Source organism: Pseudoalteromonas sp. SG43-5 (assembly GCF_014164345.1).
GTDB lineage: Bacteria > Pseudomonadota > Gammaproteobacteria > Enterobacterales > Alteromonadaceae > Pseudoalteromonas > Pseudoalteromonas distincta.
On record NZ_JACJFA010000001.1, the window covers coordinates 225,114 to 244,700 of the forward strand.

The following is a 19,587-nucleotide window of genomic DNA, read 5'->3' on the forward strand; positions in this document are numbered from 1 at the left end:
AGTTAAACCTTACGACCTAATAGTTGAGATAAAGCCGGGTCAACGACTATACGATTTTCCATGGCTGTACGCCCTAATAACATTCTAAACTTCATTGTTGCACGGCTTGTTAAAGTAAGCTCGATAGGCCAGCTATGCTCGCCTGCATGTAATGTAGTTTCTATAAAGTAGCGTAGCTCTTTTTGCCCACTTGAGCTGGTTACGTACTTCATTTTTTTAACTTTTGCATTGCAAGTAACTTGCGTTTGCTCATCATCTTGCAGTGGTTGGGCCGTAAATTTAACCCATTTTTCTGAGTCAACTTCGTATTCTTCAATGTTAATTGCATGAATACATGAAGTGCGAGCGCCAGTATCAATTTTTGCTTTTATCTCGTTAATACCAAGCTCAGGTAAACTTAACCACTCACGCCAACCAACTGTGATCTTTGCTGTCATAAATGTGCCCTTAATAAAAAAGTGACTTATACGCTACAGACCAAAAAACACCAACGAAATAAATTTATCTAGTCGATTAGTAAATTAAATTGATCTTTTTAAGCAACTGGTCACACAATGCACGCCTTGCTAAGCCGTACTTTAATGCCACTTTGCTCAACACAGAGGCTCTGCATATATTTTGCTATTTAAGCTTAACTTATTAAAAGTAAAGGTAAGCCTGTAAGCAACTAAGTAGATACACTATAGTTAACAGTATTAAAAATACACTATTATGAGAACTAATTATGATTAATGGTTTACTACATGCACTTGTACTTGATGGACAAGGCGGCGCTCGTCCTATTGGAAGCACTAATGAGCTAAATAGCTGGCAACCAAGCCAAGGTAAACTTTGGGTGCACATGGATTATAGCCAAAGTGAGGCAGTTGAATGGCTCAAGGCACAGCCTCATTTAAACGATTACGAACTAGAGTCTTTAATTGCTGACGAAACACGCCCACGTATTACGGCTACAACTAACGGGCACATGTTATTTTTACGTGGTGTAAATTTAAATCCAGCACAAAGCCCTGAAGACATGGTATCAATTCGTTTATTTATTAGCGAAGACATTCTTATTACTACCCGTAAGCGCCGTTTATTATCGGTGCAAGATACGCTCGCCTGTTTAAATGAAAATAAAGGCCCATGCAATATTTCTGAATTAGTGTGCTCTATTACACAAAAATTAACCTCACGTATGCAAAGCGTTATTGACTCACTAGATGAAACACTCGACGAGTTTGAAGAAGAAATAGATGAACCAAGTAAAAAGTTTGACAACCAAGGCTTATCACAATTGCGACGCCAAACTATTGCCTTAAAACGTTATTTAAAACCGCAAAAAGAAGCCCTTAGCTCAATGGTAAATAACCACTACCTATGGTTATTAGATGACGATAAAGCAAAACTTAATGAAACCACTAACTTATTAATTCGTTATCTTGAAGAGCTAGATAGTTCGATTGAGCGTGCGCAAATTATTCAGCAAACAATCACTAACCAAGTTTCTGAGCAGTTAAACCAGCGAATGTATGTTATGTCTGTAGTGGCAGCACTTTTTTTACCACTGGGCTTTTTAACGGGGCTTTTAGGTGTAAACGTAGGAGGCATTCCTGGTACAGAGAGCCCTTATGCGTTTAGTGCTTTTGTCATATTTTTAATTGTGCTTACTGGCGGTATTGGTGTGTATTTTAAAAATAAAAAATGGCTGTAAATTAAAACGCACATTTAATATGGCCACTCAATTGAGTGGACATAATTAAGTGACTACTTAGTTTGTTTGACGGGTATAAGTAACATTAGTCATTGTTACTTTTGATTGAGTAATGCCTAAATCTTCAAAGCAATTTTTGAATGAATTAGAGTTACCTGCTTCACCGCATTTATCTAGAGTATTTGGATCTTGAGACTGTAAGTAGTTACCAAACTTAAAGTAAGATTCAGAATCATCTTCTACTGGAATACCAAACGAATTACCTAGTGCACTTACATCTACATCGCCGTAATTATTTACCACTCGCAAGTTAAATGACTCACCGCTTGTGATAGTACCTAGCGCAAATTTTTCTTCATTGCCACTGGTATTACGCAAACGAACATACACATCAAAAATGCCATTACCCGCTACGCTGTCGTTAAAACCTGATTCATCAGTATCTGAAACATACACTTTAGAAATAGTCCCAGTATCGCTGGCGTGGTGCTGTGAAATAATTGTTTTACCGCCATCAGACATTTCAACTTTTACAGTTGCTTCAAATACTTCGTAAGACTGTGTCATGGCAACGCGCAAGCTTTCTTTTACCTTGTACTCATGACGCCAGCCATTCCCGTTAGGCGTAATATGCTGTGCCTCCAAAGGTACAAATACTAACGTACTATCGTTCACTAACGGGTTAGGGCTATCCCCTTCTAAATCAAAAACACTACCACTTGTAATGCTGCTTGGAATCGTTGTACCGTCTCCAGATCCTGCACCATCATCAGTGCCACCACCATTATCACTGCCCTCAACTAATGTAAAATTATCAAAGCGTACATCACTTGAGCTATTGTAATGCTTAGCAAATACTTGCAGTGAATTGGTATTCGCTGAAGTAAACGTTTTAGTTACCTTAGTCCAAGACGATACATCAAAGGTTTTGTTTTTAAATAAACCGTTTAAGTCGTTAACCCCAATCTGCCCTTTACCAAGTACATAAGCACTTAACGTATATTCAGTGTTTGGCTGAATATTTACTAATTGATAAACACGTGCAGGACTTCCCTGAATTTTTAACGATTTAGATCCGCTATATGCATCAGATGAAATAGCCGCTGGCTCAGTTTCGTTCCAACTACTAAAACCGCTTTCAAAGCCAAGGTTATTAATAGTTGCAGCGTGAGATAACGCTGAGGTTGCAGTAATTGCAGTGCAAATAAACAATTTCTTGTGGTTAATCATTATCTTTATTCCTTTAAACCTGAACATAAAAACAACCTAACTACTTAGGTTAGTGAAATTCACTAACACTTAGATCTTACCGCTATACAGGTTTTTAATTGTGTATGAATAGTAATGGTAATTTAAACGGCAAATAAAACTTACCAATTAACATTACCAAAAAGTATACCCGAAGGCGGGGTAAAGGTTATATTTATTGTTACCAATATGTCAACACAGTGTGGTACAGCAAATAAGTATTACTTACATCTTTATTACCACTTAAAAACAAATTTAATTTTCAATTTAATCAACACATTAAATTTTATTAAGTAACGAATTAATTTTTAAAAATAAATTTTAATTTCAGACATAAGTACTAAAAAATAAATAACACTGCTTACCAATAATTATGGACAATATTAATTTAGTATGAATAAAAAATAAAAATAGAGATAAATTAAAGACTAATTTAAAATTGGTAATAACCAGATTTAAATTGGTAATGTACATTTTTGATTTATATAGAGGCTAATGAGTGTATTTAAAGCTTAAACAGGGAGTAAAACTAAAAAAAGGCGAGCACTGTTAAATGCTCGCCTTTACTATTTTTCTAATGCTGGGTAATTAATTACTCTTGAAAGTAAGTGCCCCAACCGTCGTATTCAACATCGCACTCAACGGCTAGTTGCGCTAGCTTATCAACGTCTTCCATAATAACGTCTACGTCTAGCTCAGCTTCAACTACAATGTCAAAGCTCCAAATTTTACTGCCATCTTCAAGCTCAAGCTCTGCTGGCTCTTCAACATCGTAGCCTAATTTAAAAGCAGCCAATGCAGCTTGCTCTAGTTTAGGGAAGTCTTCACACACAAAATGGTGTTCTACTTCATAAAGTATTTCAGGATCTGATCCATCTTCTAGTAGTGAACTTACGATGTCTTCACTTATTTCACGCCAGTTTTCCATTATTTTTCTCTCACTTGAGCATCTAATTCAGTTATTTTAGCAGCCATAATGCTATGCACGCTTTTAGCATGCTCACGCGCGCTAATTTCTTTATCAAGCGGTATAGGCGCTAACATTTCGATGTAAATTGTACCATTATCCCAACGATTTAGCTTAATGGTTTTATGTGTTGTATTCATACATACCGGAATTATGGGTACATCTGCGCTCATTGCGGTGTGAAAAGCACCTGTTTTGAACGGTAGCAACCCTCTTCCATAGCTTCGTGTGCCTTCTGGAAACATCCATACAGATAAGCCATTATTTTTAATTTTTTCGGCTGCTTTGGAGATAGTTCCCGCTGCTTTGGAGCGATTCGATCTGTCTATTAATATATTACCCGACAACCAATAAAGCTGACCGAAAAATGGGATCCACTTTAAGCTCTTTTTCCCCAAACTTACGCAGTTTTTAGGCACCATTGCAGGCACTGTAAATAAGTCGTAGCTATTTTGATGATTAGCAACATAAACTGCAGGGCCTGCATCAATTGCATCTTCATGACGTGTTAAAACTAATTTAACGCCAATCATTTTAGCCATTGAGCCAAACCAGCCCGCTATAATATGTACATTATTGGGATGAAATGGTCTTACAATCGAAAGTAATAAACCAAAAATACAACTGAATAATATAAACATCAGCATAATAAAAACGCGTATAACAGCTAGCAAATGAGTTTCTCCAAAGATCAATTATGATTATTATAGCGTTATTTTGTGACACAGACGAGTCAATAGCGCACAAGTGTACGCTGAAATATGCAAGCTCTTTACTTTAAAACAAAAACGGCCTGCAAATGCAGACCGTTTTTATTTATACAAAAAAGTAATTGGTTACTCTTCGTTAATGGCTTCTATTGGTTCATCATCTTGTGGGGTTAGCTCAACAACGGCTTCGTCAACACGCTGTAAGCCGCGCGGTAGTTTATTACCCCTACGCCCTCGCTCACCATGATAATGCTCTAAATCAGATGGTTTAAGCGTTAGTTTACGCTTACCAGCATGAAGCGTAACACTGCTTCCTTGTGGCACAACAGCAAGCACTTTTACAAACTCTTCACGGGCTTGTACTTTAGCTCCAGGAATAGAAATAATCTTATTCCCTTTACCTTTGCTAAGTTTTGGTAAGTCACGTAGCGGGAATAAAAGCATGCGACCTTCGTTAGAAATAGCCATACAGTAATCACTAGCAACATCGTTCACCCTAATAGGAGAAAGTAATATTCCACCCTTAGGGACACTTACCAGCGCTTTACCATTTTTATTTTTACTCACTAAGTCTTTAAAGTCGGTAATAAAGCCGTAACCTGCATCTGACGCCATAAGCAATACTTGCTCGTCTTCACTCATTACCACGTGCTCAAAATTAGCACCTGGTGTTAAGTTAAAACGACCTGTCATTGGCTCCCCTTGGCTACGCGCCGAAGGTAGACTGTGCGCATCAGTTGCAAACGCCCGCCCTGCTGAATCTAAAAATACCGCAGGTTGATTACTCTTACCACGAGCAGAGGCTCTAAAGCCATCACCTGAACGGTAATTTAAGCCTTGTACATCTAAATCATGGCCTTTACCAACGCGTGCCCAGCCTTTGTCTGATAGCACAACAGTGACTGACTCTGATGGAATTAAATCTTTTTCGTTAAGTGCTTTCGCTTCTGAGCGCTCAATCACTGGCGAGCGACGATCGTCACCGTACATTTCAGCGGCTTCTTGAATTTCTTTTTTAAGCAGTGTCGACATACGACGTTCTGAGCCCAAAATTTGCGCTAATTTATCACGCTCTTTGGCTAGTTCATCTTGCTCACCGCGAATTTTAAACTCTTCAAGTTTTGCTAAATGACGAAGTTTTAATTCTAAAATAGCTTCTGCTTGCGTATCAGTTAAATCAAAGCGCTCCATTAATACAGGCTTTGGTTTGTCTTCGCTGCGGATGATTTCAATCACTTCATCGATATTTAAAAAGGCTGCTAATAAACCTTCTAAAATATGCAAACGTGCTAATACTTTATCTAAACGATACTGCAAACGACGACGCACTGTTTCGCGTCTAAATGTTAGCCACTCACTTAAAATACAGCGCAAGTCTTTAACTTGCGGGCGACCATCTAGGCCTAGCATGTTTAAGTTTACGCGGTAATTTTTTTCAAGATCGGTGGTTGCAAATAAGTGCGCCATTAATGGCTCAGCTTTAATGCGGTTTGAGCGCGGAATAATTACAATACGCGTTGGATTTTCGTGATCTGACTCGTCACGTAAATCAGCAATCATAGGTAATTTTTTAGCGTTCATTTGCGCTGCAATTTGCTCAAGTACTTTACCACCTGAACATTGATGCGGCAGCGCTGTAATAACAATATCGCCATGCTCTTCGGTGTAAACCGCACGCATTTTGATAGACCCACGACCGGTTTTATATATTTTATGAATATCGGCTTTTGGGGTAATTATTTCAGCATCTGTTGGGTAATCTGGTGCATGTACAAGCTCAAGTAATTCTTCAAGCTCTGTTTTTGGTTTATCAAGTAATAAACAACATGCGCTAGCCACTTCACGTACGTTATGTGGCGGAATATCTGTTGCCATACCTACGGCGATACCCGTTATACCATTGAGTAAAATATGCGGTAAACGAGAAGGCAATACTACAGGTTCATCCATGGTGCCATCAAAGTTTGGCGTCCAATCAACAGTGCCTTGGCCAAGCTCTTTAAGCAGAACTTCAGAAAACTTAGATAAACGCGCTTCGGTATAACGCATTGCTGCAAACGATTTAGGGTCATCTGCCGCACCCCAGTTTCCTTGTCCATCTACCAAAGGATAGCGATAAGAAAACGGCTGCGCCATTAATACCATAGCTTCGTAACAGGCACTGTCGCCGTGTGGATGGTACTTACCAAGTACGTCACCCACTGTACGGGCTGATTTTTTGTACTTAGCGTTAGCTGACAAGCCCAGTTCGCTCATTGCATAAATAATACGACGCTGTACTGGTTTTAAACCATCACCTACATGCGGTAGGGCACGATCCATGATTACGTACATGGAATAATTTAAATAGGCGTCTTCGGTAAAACGCCCCATTGTTTGTTGCTCAATTCCTTGCATTAGCAAGGTATCTGTATCACTCATTAAAGCTTACCTAGTTTTTCTTATAGCTTACACGGTAGATTACATTGGCGTAATCATCGCTTACTAACAGACTGCCGTCACCTAATTCTGCAAATGCAACAGGGCGTCCAAATGTTGTTTCGTCTTTCATAAAGCCAGTAATAAATGGCGTATATTTAGTTACGCGACCTACTTCGATTGTTGCTAGCCCTACTTTATAACCTGACTTTTTAGAACGGTTCCATGAGCCATGTTCAGCAACAAATAATTGTTGCTTATAGCTTGCTGGAAATTGCTTACCGTTATAAAAATGAATACCTAATGGCGCTACATGCGCAGGAAGTGCAAGTGCTGGTGACGTATAATCGGCAATGTTTTTACCTTCACCAAACTCAGGGTCAATAATTGCACCGGCATGAACATACGGAAAACCAAAATGCTCCCCTTCTTGTGTGGCACGATTTAGCTCATCAGGTGGAATATCATCGCCCATCATGTCGCGACCGTTATCACTAAACCATAGAGCTTGAGTAGCTGGATGAAAATCAAAACCCACTGTATTTCTCACGCCTTTGGCTATTGTTTTTATTTGTTTTGTTTCTACATTAAGCGCAAAAATACGGCCAAAACGTTCATCTTCAGCACAAATATTACACGGTACACCCACCGGAATGATTAGCTCACCCGTTGGTGCAAAACGCAGAAATTTCCAACCATGATGACGCTCGCTCGGTAGCTTGTTATAGACCACATCAAACTTTGGGTCTTTTAATTGGGTATCAATGTTTTTAAAGCGAATAATACGATGTACTTCGCCTACATATAAATCGCCATCTTTAATTGCTATGCCAGAGGGCATATTAAGGCCTTTAGCCACAACAATTTTTTTATCTGCTACACCATCGCTATTATGATCAATAAGTGCATATACGTTGCCCGCTTTACGAGAGCCAACATACACAATACCTTTTTTTGAAACGGCTATTTGACGTGCATTTTCTACATCATTTGCAAATAAACTAATTTCAAACCCAGGTGCTACGGTGAGCTTATCAAGTATATTTTTAGCCATTGCAGGAGCGCTAGTCAGCCCAAGTAACAGCAAACTTCCTAGTAATTTTTTCATTCGTCTCTCCTAGTGTTAGGCACAAGCAATTAAACGAGCGCCTTGTTACCATGATCTTCTAACCATTGACGACGATCAGGCGATCGTTTTTTAGCAAGTAGCATATCCATCATTTCCATGGTTTCTACTTCTTCATCAAGCGTAAGCTGCACTAAGCGTCGTGTATTAGGATCCATAGTGGTTTCACGAAGCTGTAACGGATTCATTTCACCCAGACCTTTGAATCGTTGTACGTTTACTTTTCCGCGTTTTTTCTCGGCTTCTATGCGCGCCAAAATAGCGGTTTTCTCTTCTTCATCTAGGGCGTAATAAACTTCTTTGCCAATATCTATTCTAAATAATGGCGGCATTGCAACATACACATGCCCTGTTTTTACTAACTCTGGAAAATGACGAACAAACAGTGCACATAACAATGTTGCAATGTGTAATCCATCCGAGTCAGCATCGGCCAATATACAAATTTTATTGTAGCGCAGTCCCGACATATCTGTTGATTCTGGGTCAATACCCAGTGCCACTGAAATATCATGTACTTCTTGTGATGCTAGTATTTGCCCCGACTCTACTTCCCAAGTATTTAAAATTTTACCACGTAGCGGCATAATTGCCTGAAATTCACGGTCTCGCGCTTGTTTAGCAGAACCACCAGCAGAATCACCTTCCACTAAAAACAGCTCGGTTCGGTCATTATCGGCAGCACTACAATCGGTCAATTTACCTGGTAATGCAGGCCCTGCAGTAACTCGTTTACGTACAACTTTTTTAGCTGCACGCAAACGGCTTTGCGCGTTTGAAATACATAACTCAGCTAATAATTCTGCGGTATCGGTATGTTCATTTAGCCATAAACTAAACGAATCTTTTACAACACCCGATACAAATGCGGCACATGAACGTGATGAAAGTTTTTCTTTAGTTTGCCCTGCAAATTGTGGATCTTGCATTTTAACCGACAATACGTAACTACAGCGTTCCCAAATATCATCCGGTGTTAGCTTTACGCCACGAGGTAGTAAATTTCTAAACTCACAAAACTCTCGCATTGCTTCAAGTAAGCCTTGGCGCAGACCATTTACATGTGTACCACCTTGCGCGGTAGGAATTAAATTTACGTAGCTTTCCGCTATTGATTCGCCACCTTCAGGTAGCCATACAACAGCCCAATCAGCGCCTTCAATTGAGCTTTTAAATTCACCAACAAATGGGTCTTGCGGTAATGTTTCAAACCCTTTAACGGCTTCAATTAGGTAGTCTTTTAAGCCAGTTTCGTAAAACCATTCTTTGGTTTCTTTCGTTTGCTTATTAATAAACTTAATACGCAGTCCTGGGCATAAGACCGCTTTGGCTTTTAATAAATGATTAAGTTTGGTAATTGAGTAGTTTGGTGAATCAAAGTAGCTAACATCAGCCCAAAAACGAACGGTGGTACCTGTATTGCGCTTACCAACAGTACCAATTACGCTCAAATCTTCTACTTTATCGCCATTTTCAAATGCCATTCTGTATTGTTGAGCGTCGCGCCTTACGGTTACTTCTACACGTGTAGATAACGCATTTACTACAGAAATACCTACACCGTGTAAACCACCCGAAAATTGATAGTTTTTATTAGAAAACTTACCACCGGCGTGTAACTTAGTGAAAATTAGTTCAACCCCAGGGATACCTTCCTCAGGGTGAATATCAATAGGCATACCACGTCCGTCATCGCTCACTTCGAGCGAGTTATCTTCGTGGAGAATTACGTCGATACGAGTAGCGTGGCCCGCCATAGCTTCATCGACACTGTTATCGATAACCTCTTGGCCTAAATGGTTTGGGCGTACGGTATCGGTGTACATCCCTGGGCGTCGTTTTACCGGATCTAATCCATTAAGTACTTCAATGGCTTCGGCGTTATAATTTTGATCACTCATAGTTTTTGTCTTTATATCCGCTAAGGCTCTAATACGTTTACTAGTTTTATTGTTATATGCGCTAAAGCGTTAATATAGTAACTAACCTCAGTTCAGGCTAACTAGTTTTACGTGATTTTAAGAAAATCTACAATACTTGCAAAGGTGCGTTCAAATTCAACGTAGCTATGATCGCCACCAAACTCTATCAATTGCTTGCATTGCGAATAATATTTTACTGCGTGTTGAAAGTTCAACACTTCATCGCCTGTTTGCTGTAATAAATACAGTAACTCAGGATGTGCTAATTTATCTACAGCGAGTAATTTCAGCGCCTCAATATGACTGTTATTTAAATCGTAATGATAATCTTGATACGGATTATAATTAGGCCCAAGTAACGACTGTAATAAATTATAAGGTGCGACCGCGGGATTAATGACCACTGCAGGAATTTGATAACGCTGCGATAAATACGTGGCAAAAAAACCACCTAACGAGCTACCTAATAAAACGGTATCTGGCGTTAGTAATTGTTCAAGCTCAATTATAGCTTGTAGGGGCTCGTGGTTTAAGTTCGGTACACAATAATCAACGTCATAGTTTGCCATAAGCTCACCAAAGCGCACAGCTTTATATGATTTTTGTGAACTATTAAAGCCATGAATATAAATTACGCGCTTAGCCATACCACTTCCGTTTTTACTTCAACTTTATCTTTTTTACTCTTTATATTTAGCATTCTGTAAGCAGGCCCTGCATTTTTTTGCTCCCACTTTGGAGTGTATTTTACAAACTGGACTGAACTGGCAGGACTTGCATATATAGGCAAGCCTCTAAAATTTTGTTCATAATCGTTGTGTACATGACCATGAAAAAGCGCAGATACATTATTACTATTAACTAAAATATTTAAAAGCTGTGGACCATTTTCTAATAAGTGCTTATCAAGATAGCCATTTATTGGCAGCGGATTATGATGGCAAAAGATAACTTTACTATTATTCGAGTTGACTAAAGTATCAGTTATTTCATCTAAATGCGCGCCAGTAACCCATCCTGCGGGCGTGGGCCCTTTAGAATTAATAAGAAGCAGCTCAACCCCGTTAGCAATAATATGTTTAGCCGAATTTATTTTTCCGCCACTTATGCGATTAAGCATTACTAGTTCATCATGATTACCTGGTACCCAAAATACAGGGCAAGTGATGTCACTGGCATTTATAAGTTCACTAAATAATAAGTACGATTCGAAACTATGGTCTTGTGTTAAATCACCACCAAAAATTACGCAATCTACTGGCTGCTCAGCGATGCGTGCCAAAGCTTGTTCAAAATGAGCTGCAGTATTTACATTAAAATATTCACCATTTTTATCTGCAAATAAATGGCTGTCGGTAATATGCGCAATGCACAAAGATGATTTATCAAATGTATATGTATCATCAAACCAAGCCATTATTTACATCCCAATTTAATGTTGCTTGCCCGTGCTCTACACAGGCCACTAACCAGTCGTATAAAAAAGCATTAAGTTGATACTTTTCATCTTTTTGATGCATTTTAGGGTTGGGGTATCCGTACGATGGTTTTATGCGTTGATGGTAATCGTGATGAATAATTTCAGCTACTTTCGCATCATGATACAAGCGAGCCGTTAAATACAGCGGCGCTATCCCTTTAACCATTCCTGTTAGCTGCTTAATTGAAATATCCATAGTGTATTTTGCGCTGCCATCAATTTTTGTAGCAAATTCACTGTTGCCAAGTTTTACTTCACGAATGCTTCCTATATTGCGCTCGCTCGGTAACAACTTTAATAGTCGCACATAGTTATGCTCACAAAGTGTTAAATACTTTGGGAGGCTTTGAATATATCGATTTGTTGCTAATTGTGCTGTCAAAGTTCCGCCATAATATTAGTAAGAGTTTATGCCCATTTGCTTGCCATTTTTTCGCGATTTAGCGCAAGCCACTGCATACAAATAACCGTTGCCGCATTATCCATTTCACCGTTATTGAGGCGCATTAGCGCATCATCAACCGATAAAATATGAGTTTTTATATCCTCGCCTTCAGTTTCAAGACCATATACACCTGATTTCACTTGGCTTAAATCAGCACGCGCTAAATATAAATGTAAGCGCTCAGTTGTACCGCCAGGGCTTGATAGGTATGAAAGCATAAATTCAAGTTCAGTTAATTCAAGCCCTGCTTCTTCATACGCTTCTTTTTTTACAACTGATTCGTAATCCGTACTGCCGTCAGTCATTCCGGCTATACATTCTAGTAGCCACGGCGAATGCTTACTTTTAATAGCGCCAATACGTATTTGCTCAATTAAAAGAACAGTATCTGATATTGGGTCATAAGGGAGTACTGCAATTGCATCGCCACGTTCTAATATTTCTCGGCTAATTAGCTCTGATTTTCCACCCGCAAAAAGAGCATGTTCAAACTGGTATAAATCAACCTGAAAAAAACCTTTATAAAGGTTTTTTATTGGCTTTAAATTTACATCTTTATGTGTAAATTGAACGAGCTTTTTATCAACCACGTGCCTACCTCCTACTTATCTAAAGCTTTAAAATGCGTTAATATATTCTGTTACACTTGAACATACTGTTTTACTAATTATTTTTTTTGTTATGCAGTAAAACAGGTTAACATGCTTTTAGTACAAAAATTGTCTAAGGACCGAACCCCACATGAAAAAGAACATTCTTGCGGCGCTAGTTAGTTTATCATGCGCACTAGGTGCAACAGCAGTGAAAGCTGAAGATTTACTACAAGTTTTTGAAATAGCAACAGCTAACGATCCTACTGTTTTAAAAGCAAAAGCCCAAGCCGATGCGCAGTCTTACCAAAGCGATTTGGCGATGAGTGCACTATTACCTCAAATTGGTTTAACTATGGGTTATACGAAAAGCGATGCAACGTCGTACCAAAGCGTTGGCGACTTATCTAACCAAGTTAAAGTTGAAAGTGACACAGACCAATTCTCTCGTGGTGTAAGTTTAAGCCAAACATTATTTGATTTAGGTGCTTGGAACACTTTAGACATTGCCGATAAGCAAGCTCTACAAGCAAGCGGCCTATATGATGCAGCTAAACAAAATTTAATTGTACGCGTTGCTGAAGGTTATTTTAACGTATTAAGTGCCAGTGATAACCTTGAATTTGTCGAAGCTGAAAAACGTGCCATTGCACGTCAACTTGAGCAAACAAAACAACGTTATGCAGTAGGTTTAACAGCTATAACAGACGTACACGAAGCACAAGCTCAGTTTGATAACTCAGTAGCCCAAGAAATTATTGCCAGTAATGCTGTAGAAACTGCACGCGAGCAACTTCGTGAGATAACTGGTAAATATCACGAAAAATTAGACTTTTTAAATACAGATACTTTCTCAACAACTAAGCCAACGAAGCGCTCAAGCGACTTTGTTAAAGTAGCTGAAGATAAAAATATCAACTTACAAGTCTCTAAGGTAACGGTTGATATTGCAAAAGATCAAATTGAATTAGCAAAAGCAGGTCATTATCCAAAACTAACTCTAAGTGCAAGTTATGGTGACTCTCTTACAGACACTCAAATAAATGGCGCTAATTTTGATGACCAACCGCGTTCAGACTCAAGTTCTGTTGGGCTTAACTTTAGCGTACCTTTATATTCAGGTGGCGCAACGGTTGCTGCAACAAACCAAGCGCGTGCGTTTTACGTATCAGCGAGCCAAGATTATGAAACGAATTACCGCGCAGTCACTCGCACAGTAATTACATCTTATAATCAAGTTGTTTCAGATATTGCGACTTACAAAGCGCTAGAGCAAGCGGTTGTTTCAGCTCAAAGTGCCCTTAAAGCAACTGAAGCCGGTTTTGAAGTAGGTACTCGTACCATTGTTGACGTACTAGTGAGTACGCAAAATTTATACGATGCAAAACGTAACCTTGCTGATGTGCGTTACCGTTATGTGTTATCTACCCTTCGCTTAAAACAAGCTGCGGGTACACTAACAAGTGAAGATTTAGTTGCTATAAACCAAGGTTTAAAATCAGCTTAACTTTTGCAGCTAAATATAATATAGATTTATTCAAAGCCAGCATGTAGCTGGCTTTTTGTATTTTATAGCGCTTAGCGTTAAACTATCGTTTTTATTCTCAGAGAGATTTTTGTGGTCACCTCATCTCCTTTTAAAGCATCTTTTTTAGGCCCTCGATACTGGCTAACGTGGGTTGGCGTTTTATTTTTATATTTAATTTCTTGGCTACCACAAAAGCTACAGCTGGCAATGGGTAAGCAACTTGGCCGCTTAGTCCATAAATTTATGAAGCGCCGTCGCCATATTGCAGAAGTAAATATTAAGCTGTGCTTTCCTGATATGAGCGAAGCAGATCAAAAAGAACTTGTACTCAAAAATATGGAAAACACCGGCATTGCAATGGTTGAAACCGGCATGGCTTGGTGGTGGCCGCAGTGGCGAGTAAAAAGTGTATATGGCTCAATCAAAGGTTTGGAGCATTTTGAGCGCGTACAGGCATCTGGTAAAGGTGTTTTATTGCTTGTCCCTCATATTCTGCATCTTGAAATGGCGAGTCGTGTAATGGGATTAAAATGCCAAGGTTTAGGCTTTTACCGCCCTCACAACAACGCTCTAATGGAATACTTTACAACTAATGGCCGCCTTCGTTCTAACGAATACCTAATTGGCCGAAAAGATGTAAAAGGTTTACTAAAATCATTAAAAAACAAAAAGGTATGCTATTACTTACCTGACCAAGATTACGGCCGTAACCGCTGTGAGTTTGTGCCATTTTACGCAGTCCCTGACACAGCAACGACAACAGGTACTCTTATGTTTGCTGGCAGTAAAAACTGCGAAACTATGAGCTTAATCTCGCGTCGTGACGAAAATGGTAAGTATCATTTAGAGGTAGTACCTGAGCTTGAAAACTTCCCCAGTGGTGATGATAAGGCTGATGTAACACGTGTAAATCAACGCATGGAACAATCTGTTAATGCAGCACCAGAGCAATACATGTGGCTTCACCGTCGCTTTAAAACTCGACCGGATAAAAATACGCCTTCTTTTTACAAAAAGTAATGGTATAACAATAATAGGAACAAATAAGGTGGGTAATAATCATGTGGTTTTGGATTAGACATATATCATTTGCAGCCGTGCTAATAGCACTCGCCGTATACTTTTTAGTGGGTGATGGTTCTGTATTTGATATTAAAAAATCTAAAAATGCAGCCGCCGAAGGATTATCACGCTTTTACTCCTCCATTCGTAACCAAGTAAAAAGTAATAAAGAACGAGATCAATTTGTTTTAAAACTTAAAACACCAGAACAAACCTTGGATAGAGTATTGGCTGAACGTGCGCGAACAGTAGATCCAATGCCTACAAATTGGACTGGAGAGGTTGAACCTAGGCGCTTTGAAAATGGCACAACTCTTAAAGATGTACTTAATCAATATGCTAAAAACGAGGGGATTGAGCTTTACTGGTACTTAAGTAAAGATTACGTAGTTAAAGATCATTTTAGAGTAGACAGTAACTTTACTTCAGCACTGTACCAAATTGGACGCGCTATAAATGATGATTTTGAGCATGAGGTTTATACTTACTTTTGCCATAAACAAAGAGCAGCGGTTATTACCGAGTTACCATCAGAATTTGTACGTACAAACTGTTTAAAACTAAAGGTTTAAGGGTTTACACGTACATAGACCCAAGCAAGCGCTTGGGTTTTCAATTCAATTCAATTCAATTCAAAAATACTATTCCAAATATTAGTTACGTTAGTAATATCTTGTAAAAACGTTTCTCGCGGGATCAATTTGCCTTTTTGCTCCAAGCTCAACACGTGATAACACGAGCGATAATCAATATACGCTTTTATCAACTGCTGCTTTTGCTCTTTAGTAATACAACCTATATTTGCCGCATCCGTTAATATCCTTACGTTATCTGAGTAAACTGTAAGCTGTTCAAACTCGTTTGCGTGTTTAAGTACTAAATATTGCGTAATAAACTCAATATCAGCCATGCCACCAACATCTTGTTTTAAATCAAATTTCTCAGCATTTCCCTTCGCTAGATGGTCGCGCATTTTTTCGCGCATTTTTATTACATCAGCTTTTAGCACGGTATCATCGCGTTGCTGGCAAAGTATATTTTTACGAATTTGTGAAAAACGATCTATCAGATCGTTTTGACCTAAAATTAATCGAGCCCGAACAAGTGCTTGATGCTCCCACGTCCATGCTTGAGTTTGCTGATAGTGATTAAAGCTCTCTAAATTGATAGCCAATAAACCAGAGGCTCCTTCAGGACGTAATCGTGTATCAAGCTCGTATAAAATGCCCGATGCAGTACGGGTATTAAATAAATGCATTAGGCGCTGAGCGAGCTTTAAATAAAACTGGCGAGAATCTATCGGTTTTTCACCATTAGTTAAGCTTGAGCCATCATGATTATGCACAAACACCAAATCTAGATCTGAGTCGTACCCGACTTCTAAGCCACCTGTTTTACCATATGCAATAACAGCAAAACCTTTATTTTCATCATCTGTGCCAGGGGGCATACCAAAGCGCTTAACAGTGTTATGCCATGCAATATTAACAGCTTGGTCAACAATCGCCTCTGCCAGTACGGTTAAATGATCGCTTACTTTCATGACGTCAAGAACACCGGTTGCATCGGCGGCAGCAATTCGTAGTTGATGCGTTTGCTTAAATTGCCTAAGCGACTCCATTTGCAGTTCTAAATCGTCATGCTCTATTCGTAAAAAATACTGTCTTATTTCATCTTTATACGCTGTGAGCGGGGTTGGCTTATAAAGAACTGCGGGGTCTATTAGTTCATCAAGTAATATGGGGTAGCGAGAAATATGCTCCCCTATCCATTTGCTATGACAACACAGTAAAACAAGTTGCTTTAATGCTCCTTGGTTTTCGTAAAGCAATTCTAAATAGGCAGTACGCGAAATTATCTTATTAAAAATTTGGCAAACCATTGTGAAAGCTGCTGCACTGGCATTAAAGTCATTTAATTGATTTAGTAAAACAGGCATTAACTTATCAAGAGTGTCACGCCCTCGGTTACCTATATTTACCTTAGACAGCCTTAATTTAAAATCGTTAAGGGGTGCTTGCCATTCATCTCTGGCCTCTTTTAAAAAGCTCACATCACCATGATCCCAAGCACTAATAAATGCGCCTTCACAGGTATCAAGTGGCACGGTTTCCTCGCCAATCACAAGTGCAAACTCACCGTTAACTTGTTTCATCACCTTTTCTATAGTGTTTAAAGTGGCAGAAAAATCAGCTTGTTCTAATAATAAATTTAAGCGCTGCAGATTCAATTCATCATCGGGGAGTGTTTGCGTTTGCTGATCGTCAAATATTTGAAGGTACTGCTCAACTTTACGTAAATAAAGGTAATTGCGCCTCAGCTCGCTTGCTTCTTGCTCATCTATAACTTGGTTAAGTGCCAACTCATTTAATGCTTTGAGTAAAGATTGGGTTTGTAAATTAGCCTCTCGCCCACCTCTTACCATTTGCAGGGCTTGCACTATAAATTCAACTTCACGAATACCACCAGCGCCTAGTTTTATATTATTAGTTAAGCGTTTACGGCGAACCTCTTGTGCAATCATTAACTTCATTTTACGCAAGGATTCAATCACCGAAAAATCAATATACCGGCGGTAAACAAACGGCTTTAAAAGCTTAATAAATTCATCCCAATACTTATTAGGAGTGCCAATTAAGCGCCCTTTTAACATGGCGTAGCGTTCCCAGTCGCGCCCTTGTTCTTGGTAGTAATCTTCAATGGCATTAAAGCTCATAACCAAAGGGCCGCTTTCGCCAAACGGGCGAAGGCGCATATCAACTCTAAATACTTGCCCATCACCGGTGGTTTGGTTAAGTGCTGCAATCAGTTTTTGTGCAACTTTGGTATAAAATACTTGGGCCTCAAGGCTTCTGCGGCCACCTTGGGTTTTTGTGCTGCGTGGATACGCAAAAATAAGATCAATATCAGAGGAATAATTTAGCTCCTGTCCGCCAAGCTTCCCCATCCCCAATACCATTAGCGGCATTGCTTGGTTTTGCTCATCAAGCGGCTCACCATTTACTTTTGCCACCTGTGCATGCGCCCATTGGTTGGCGCTATTAATTAACATGTCAGCCAGTTGGCTTATGTAATTAATACTATCGGCAATGGGGTTATTACAGCATAAATCTAAAAAGGCGACTTTAAGCCAGTACTTTTCACGATATTGACGAAGTACTTTATGACACTGTGCTTCATCAAGGTCAGCTAAATTGAGGTTTTTAAAAGGAGAATCTATTACTCTATTTTGTATTTCGTCTTTGCATAATAGCCAGGTATTTAAATCAGGTTGTGACTCTAAACTGCGCCAAGCAAAGTCGCTTAATGCTAATAACCTTACAACTTCACTTTGTTTACTTTGCTGCGGGTATAACTGTTCAAAGCGCATCAAGCCAAGTTTTTGTAATTGAATAGGAAGTTGCTTTACGTTACTCATCAATCCTCTCTTTTATATCATCAATAACCGTACTAGAATGATTAAAACCTAGAAAGGTTAACTTAATTAGGATCACCATGTCATATTTGTCTTTATCTAACACTAGTTTTATTGCGATTGCCATTAGTTTTGCGGTTATTTGCATAACTATTTTTTGTTTACGAGTTGTCACTCAAATCAAAGCAAAACAAGCGCTTAAAGATGAGTTAGCGCAACACGACAACTTTGCCATGGGTATTAGTTTTGCATCTGAAATATCGGTTGTTATAGCCACTATAGCCTTTTTATTTGACGAAATAAGCGTAAGCACTGCACAGTCAAACCCGTTAAAAGTATTAATTATTATTGTTCTCTTATTCACTTTTATAAAAGTGGGCCATTTAATTCACAGAAAATGGATACTCCACAGATTTAATGAAGAAGCTGCCATACTAAAACAAAATGTATGTGCTGCATTGGTAGACTCAGGAATGTTAATCGCTAACTGTATTATTGCACTGGGCTTGTACACGTGGACGCACACGCAAGGGTTTAGCAACTTACTTATTGCTTGCGTTAGCTTTTTTACACTTCAGGGGATGTTTGCACTTGATAGCAAAATACGAGAACACCGTTTTGCAAAAGCAAACCAAGGTGCGTCACTACAAAGTAACTTTAACCTAGAAAATACATCTATTGGTATAAGATATGCTGGAAAATCAATTGGCTTAGCGTTGGCTGTATATGCTGGTTTATCTAGCGCAGCATTTCAAAACGGTAAAATGGTTGAAAACATATTTACACTTGTAATGCATTGCGGTGTAATGTGGATACTACTTTACGGCTTAACGTATGTGATAAAAGTTATCTCTTTACCAAATATTGATACGGCTCTTGAAATAGACCATCAAGATAATATTGGGGTAGCATGCATAGAATTTGCTGTTTTTTGTGCTATAGGTTATTTACTTATTAGTATGTTTTCTCTTTAGACCTTT

Annotated in this window: 17 protein-coding genes; 5 read left to right on the forward strand and 12 right to left on the reverse strand. The window is 39.0% G+C overall.

Features of this window, described 5'->3' with window-relative positions; all coding sequences use genetic code 11:
* Positions 1-2: 2 nt before the first annotated feature.
* Entirely contained in the window at positions 3-437 is a 435-nt protein-coding gene (locus H5161_RS01050) for an ATP-dependent zinc protease (protein WP_002961974.1), read from the reverse strand.
* 287 nt (positions 438-724) lie between these two features.
* Between H5161_RS01050 and H5161_RS01055 the strand changes: the two genes are divergently transcribed.
* Positions 725-1,696 (forward strand): zinc transporter ZntB, encoded by a 972-nt coding sequence (locus H5161_RS01055; RefSeq protein WP_024605062.1) that lies wholly within the window; start codon positions 725-727, stop codon positions 1,694-1,696.
* Positions 1,697-1,753: 57 nt separating this feature from the next.
* On the opposite strand, the gene H5161_RS01060 is transcribed toward H5161_RS01055, so the two are convergent.
* The 10 genes from H5161_RS01060 to H5161_RS01105 form a co-directional block, all read right to left on the reverse strand.
* Positions 1,754-2,926, reverse strand: coding sequence for a polysaccharide lyase family 7 protein (locus H5161_RS01060; protein ID WP_182768525.1), 1,173 nt, complete (start codon positions 2,924-2,926; stop codon positions 1,754-1,756).
* A gap of 610 nt (positions 2,927-3,536) precedes the next feature.
* Positions 3,537-3,872, reverse strand: a complete 336-nt coding sequence (rraB, locus tag H5161_RS01065) for a ribonuclease E inhibitor RraB (RefSeq protein WP_002961968.1) — start codon at positions 3,870-3,872, stop codon at positions 3,537-3,539.
* The gene (locus H5161_RS01070; RefSeq protein WP_182671483.1) at positions 3,872-4,585 is read right to left on the reverse strand and encodes a 1-acylglycerol-3-phosphate O-acyltransferase; all 714 of its coding nucleotides are present in this window, start codon (positions 4,583-4,585) and stop codon (positions 3,872-3,874) included. The genes rraB and H5161_RS01070 overlap by 1 nt, the downstream gene beginning before the upstream one ends.
* Before the next feature lie 162 nt (positions 4,586-4,747).
* Positions 4,748-7,042 carry a DNA topoisomerase IV subunit A gene (parC, locus tag H5161_RS01075; RefSeq protein WP_002961963.1) on the reverse strand — a complete coding sequence of 765 codons (2,295 nt, stop codon included), beginning with the start codon at positions 7,040-7,042 and terminating at the stop codon, positions 4,748-4,750.
* Positions 7,043-7,052: 10 nt separating this feature from the next.
* Positions 7,053-8,147, reverse strand: a complete 1,095-nt coding sequence (locus tag H5161_RS01080; RefSeq protein WP_024605067.1) for a sorbosone dehydrogenase family protein — start codon at positions 8,145-8,147, stop codon at positions 7,053-7,055.
* A gap of 29 nt (positions 8,148-8,176) precedes the next feature.
* Positions 8,177-10,066, reverse strand: coding sequence for a DNA topoisomerase IV subunit B (gene parE / locus H5161_RS01085; protein ID WP_182768526.1), 1,890 nt, complete (start codon positions 10,064-10,066; stop codon positions 8,177-8,179).
* Positions 10,067-10,173: 107 nt separating this feature from the next.
* Positions 10,174-10,734 carry a YqiA/YcfP family alpha/beta fold hydrolase gene (locus H5161_RS01090; protein WP_002961960.1) on the reverse strand — a complete coding sequence of 187 codons (561 nt, stop codon included), beginning with the start codon at positions 10,732-10,734 and terminating at the stop codon, positions 10,174-10,176.
* Complete coding sequence (locus tag H5161_RS01095; RefSeq protein WP_182768527.1) at positions 10,719-11,504, reverse strand: metallophosphoesterase; 786 nt, start codon at positions 11,502-11,504, stop codon at positions 10,719-10,721. The genes H5161_RS01090 and H5161_RS01095 overlap by 16 nt, the downstream gene beginning before the upstream one ends.
* Entirely contained in the window at positions 11,491-11,949 is a 459-nt protein-coding gene (locus H5161_RS01100; RefSeq protein WP_002961958.1) for a DUF1249 domain-containing protein, read from the reverse strand. Before H5161_RS01100 ends, H5161_RS01095 begins: the two co-directional genes overlap by 14 nt.
* A 26-nt stretch (positions 11,950-11,975) precedes the next feature.
* Positions 11,976-12,602, reverse strand: a complete 627-nt coding sequence (locus H5161_RS01105) for an NUDIX domain-containing protein (RefSeq protein ID WP_002961957.1) — start codon at positions 12,600-12,602, stop codon at positions 11,976-11,978.
* 151 nt (positions 12,603-12,753) lie between these two features.
* Between H5161_RS01105 and tolC the strand changes: the two genes are divergently transcribed.
* The 3 genes from tolC to H5161_RS01120 all read left to right on the forward strand — a co-directional run bounded on the left by tolC (position 12,754) and on the right by H5161_RS01120 (position 15,764).
* Positions 12,754-14,109: an outer membrane channel protein TolC gene (tolC, locus tag H5161_RS01110; protein WP_002961956.1), complete on the forward strand. Its 1,356-nt coding sequence runs from the start codon at positions 12,754-12,756 to the stop codon at positions 14,107-14,109.
* 111 nt (positions 14,110-14,220) lie between these two features.
* Positions 14,221-15,150, forward strand: a complete 930-nt coding sequence (gene lpxL, locus H5161_RS01115; protein WP_149603220.1) for an LpxL/LpxP family Kdo(2)-lipid IV(A) lauroyl/palmitoleoyl acyltransferase — start codon at positions 14,221-14,223, stop codon at positions 15,148-15,150.
* Positions 15,151-15,191: 41 nt separating this feature from the next.
* Positions 15,192-15,764 carry a toxin co-regulated pilus biosynthesis Q family protein gene (locus H5161_RS01120; protein ID WP_165723828.1) on the forward strand — a complete coding sequence of 191 codons (573 nt, stop codon included), beginning with the start codon at positions 15,192-15,194 and terminating at the stop codon, positions 15,762-15,764.
* A 50-nt stretch (positions 15,765-15,814) separates the two neighbouring features.
* Here the strand turns inward: H5161_RS01120 and glnE are convergent, their stop codons facing one another.
* A complete protein-coding gene (gene glnE, locus H5161_RS01125) occupies positions 15,815-18,610 on the reverse strand; it encodes a bifunctional [glutamate--ammonia ligase]-adenylyl-L-tyrosine phosphorylase/[glutamate--ammonia-ligase] adenylyltransferase (protein ID WP_182768528.1) in 2,796 nt (931 codons plus the stop codon).
* A 77-nt stretch (positions 18,611-18,687) separates the two neighbouring features.
* Here glnE and H5161_RS01130 point away from each other — a divergent pair, with 77 nt between their 5' ends.
* A complete protein-coding gene (locus H5161_RS01130; RefSeq protein ID WP_002961952.1) occupies positions 18,688-19,581 on the forward strand; it encodes a hypothetical protein in 894 nt (297 codons plus the stop codon).
* Positions 19,582-19,587 lie beyond the last annotated feature (6 nt).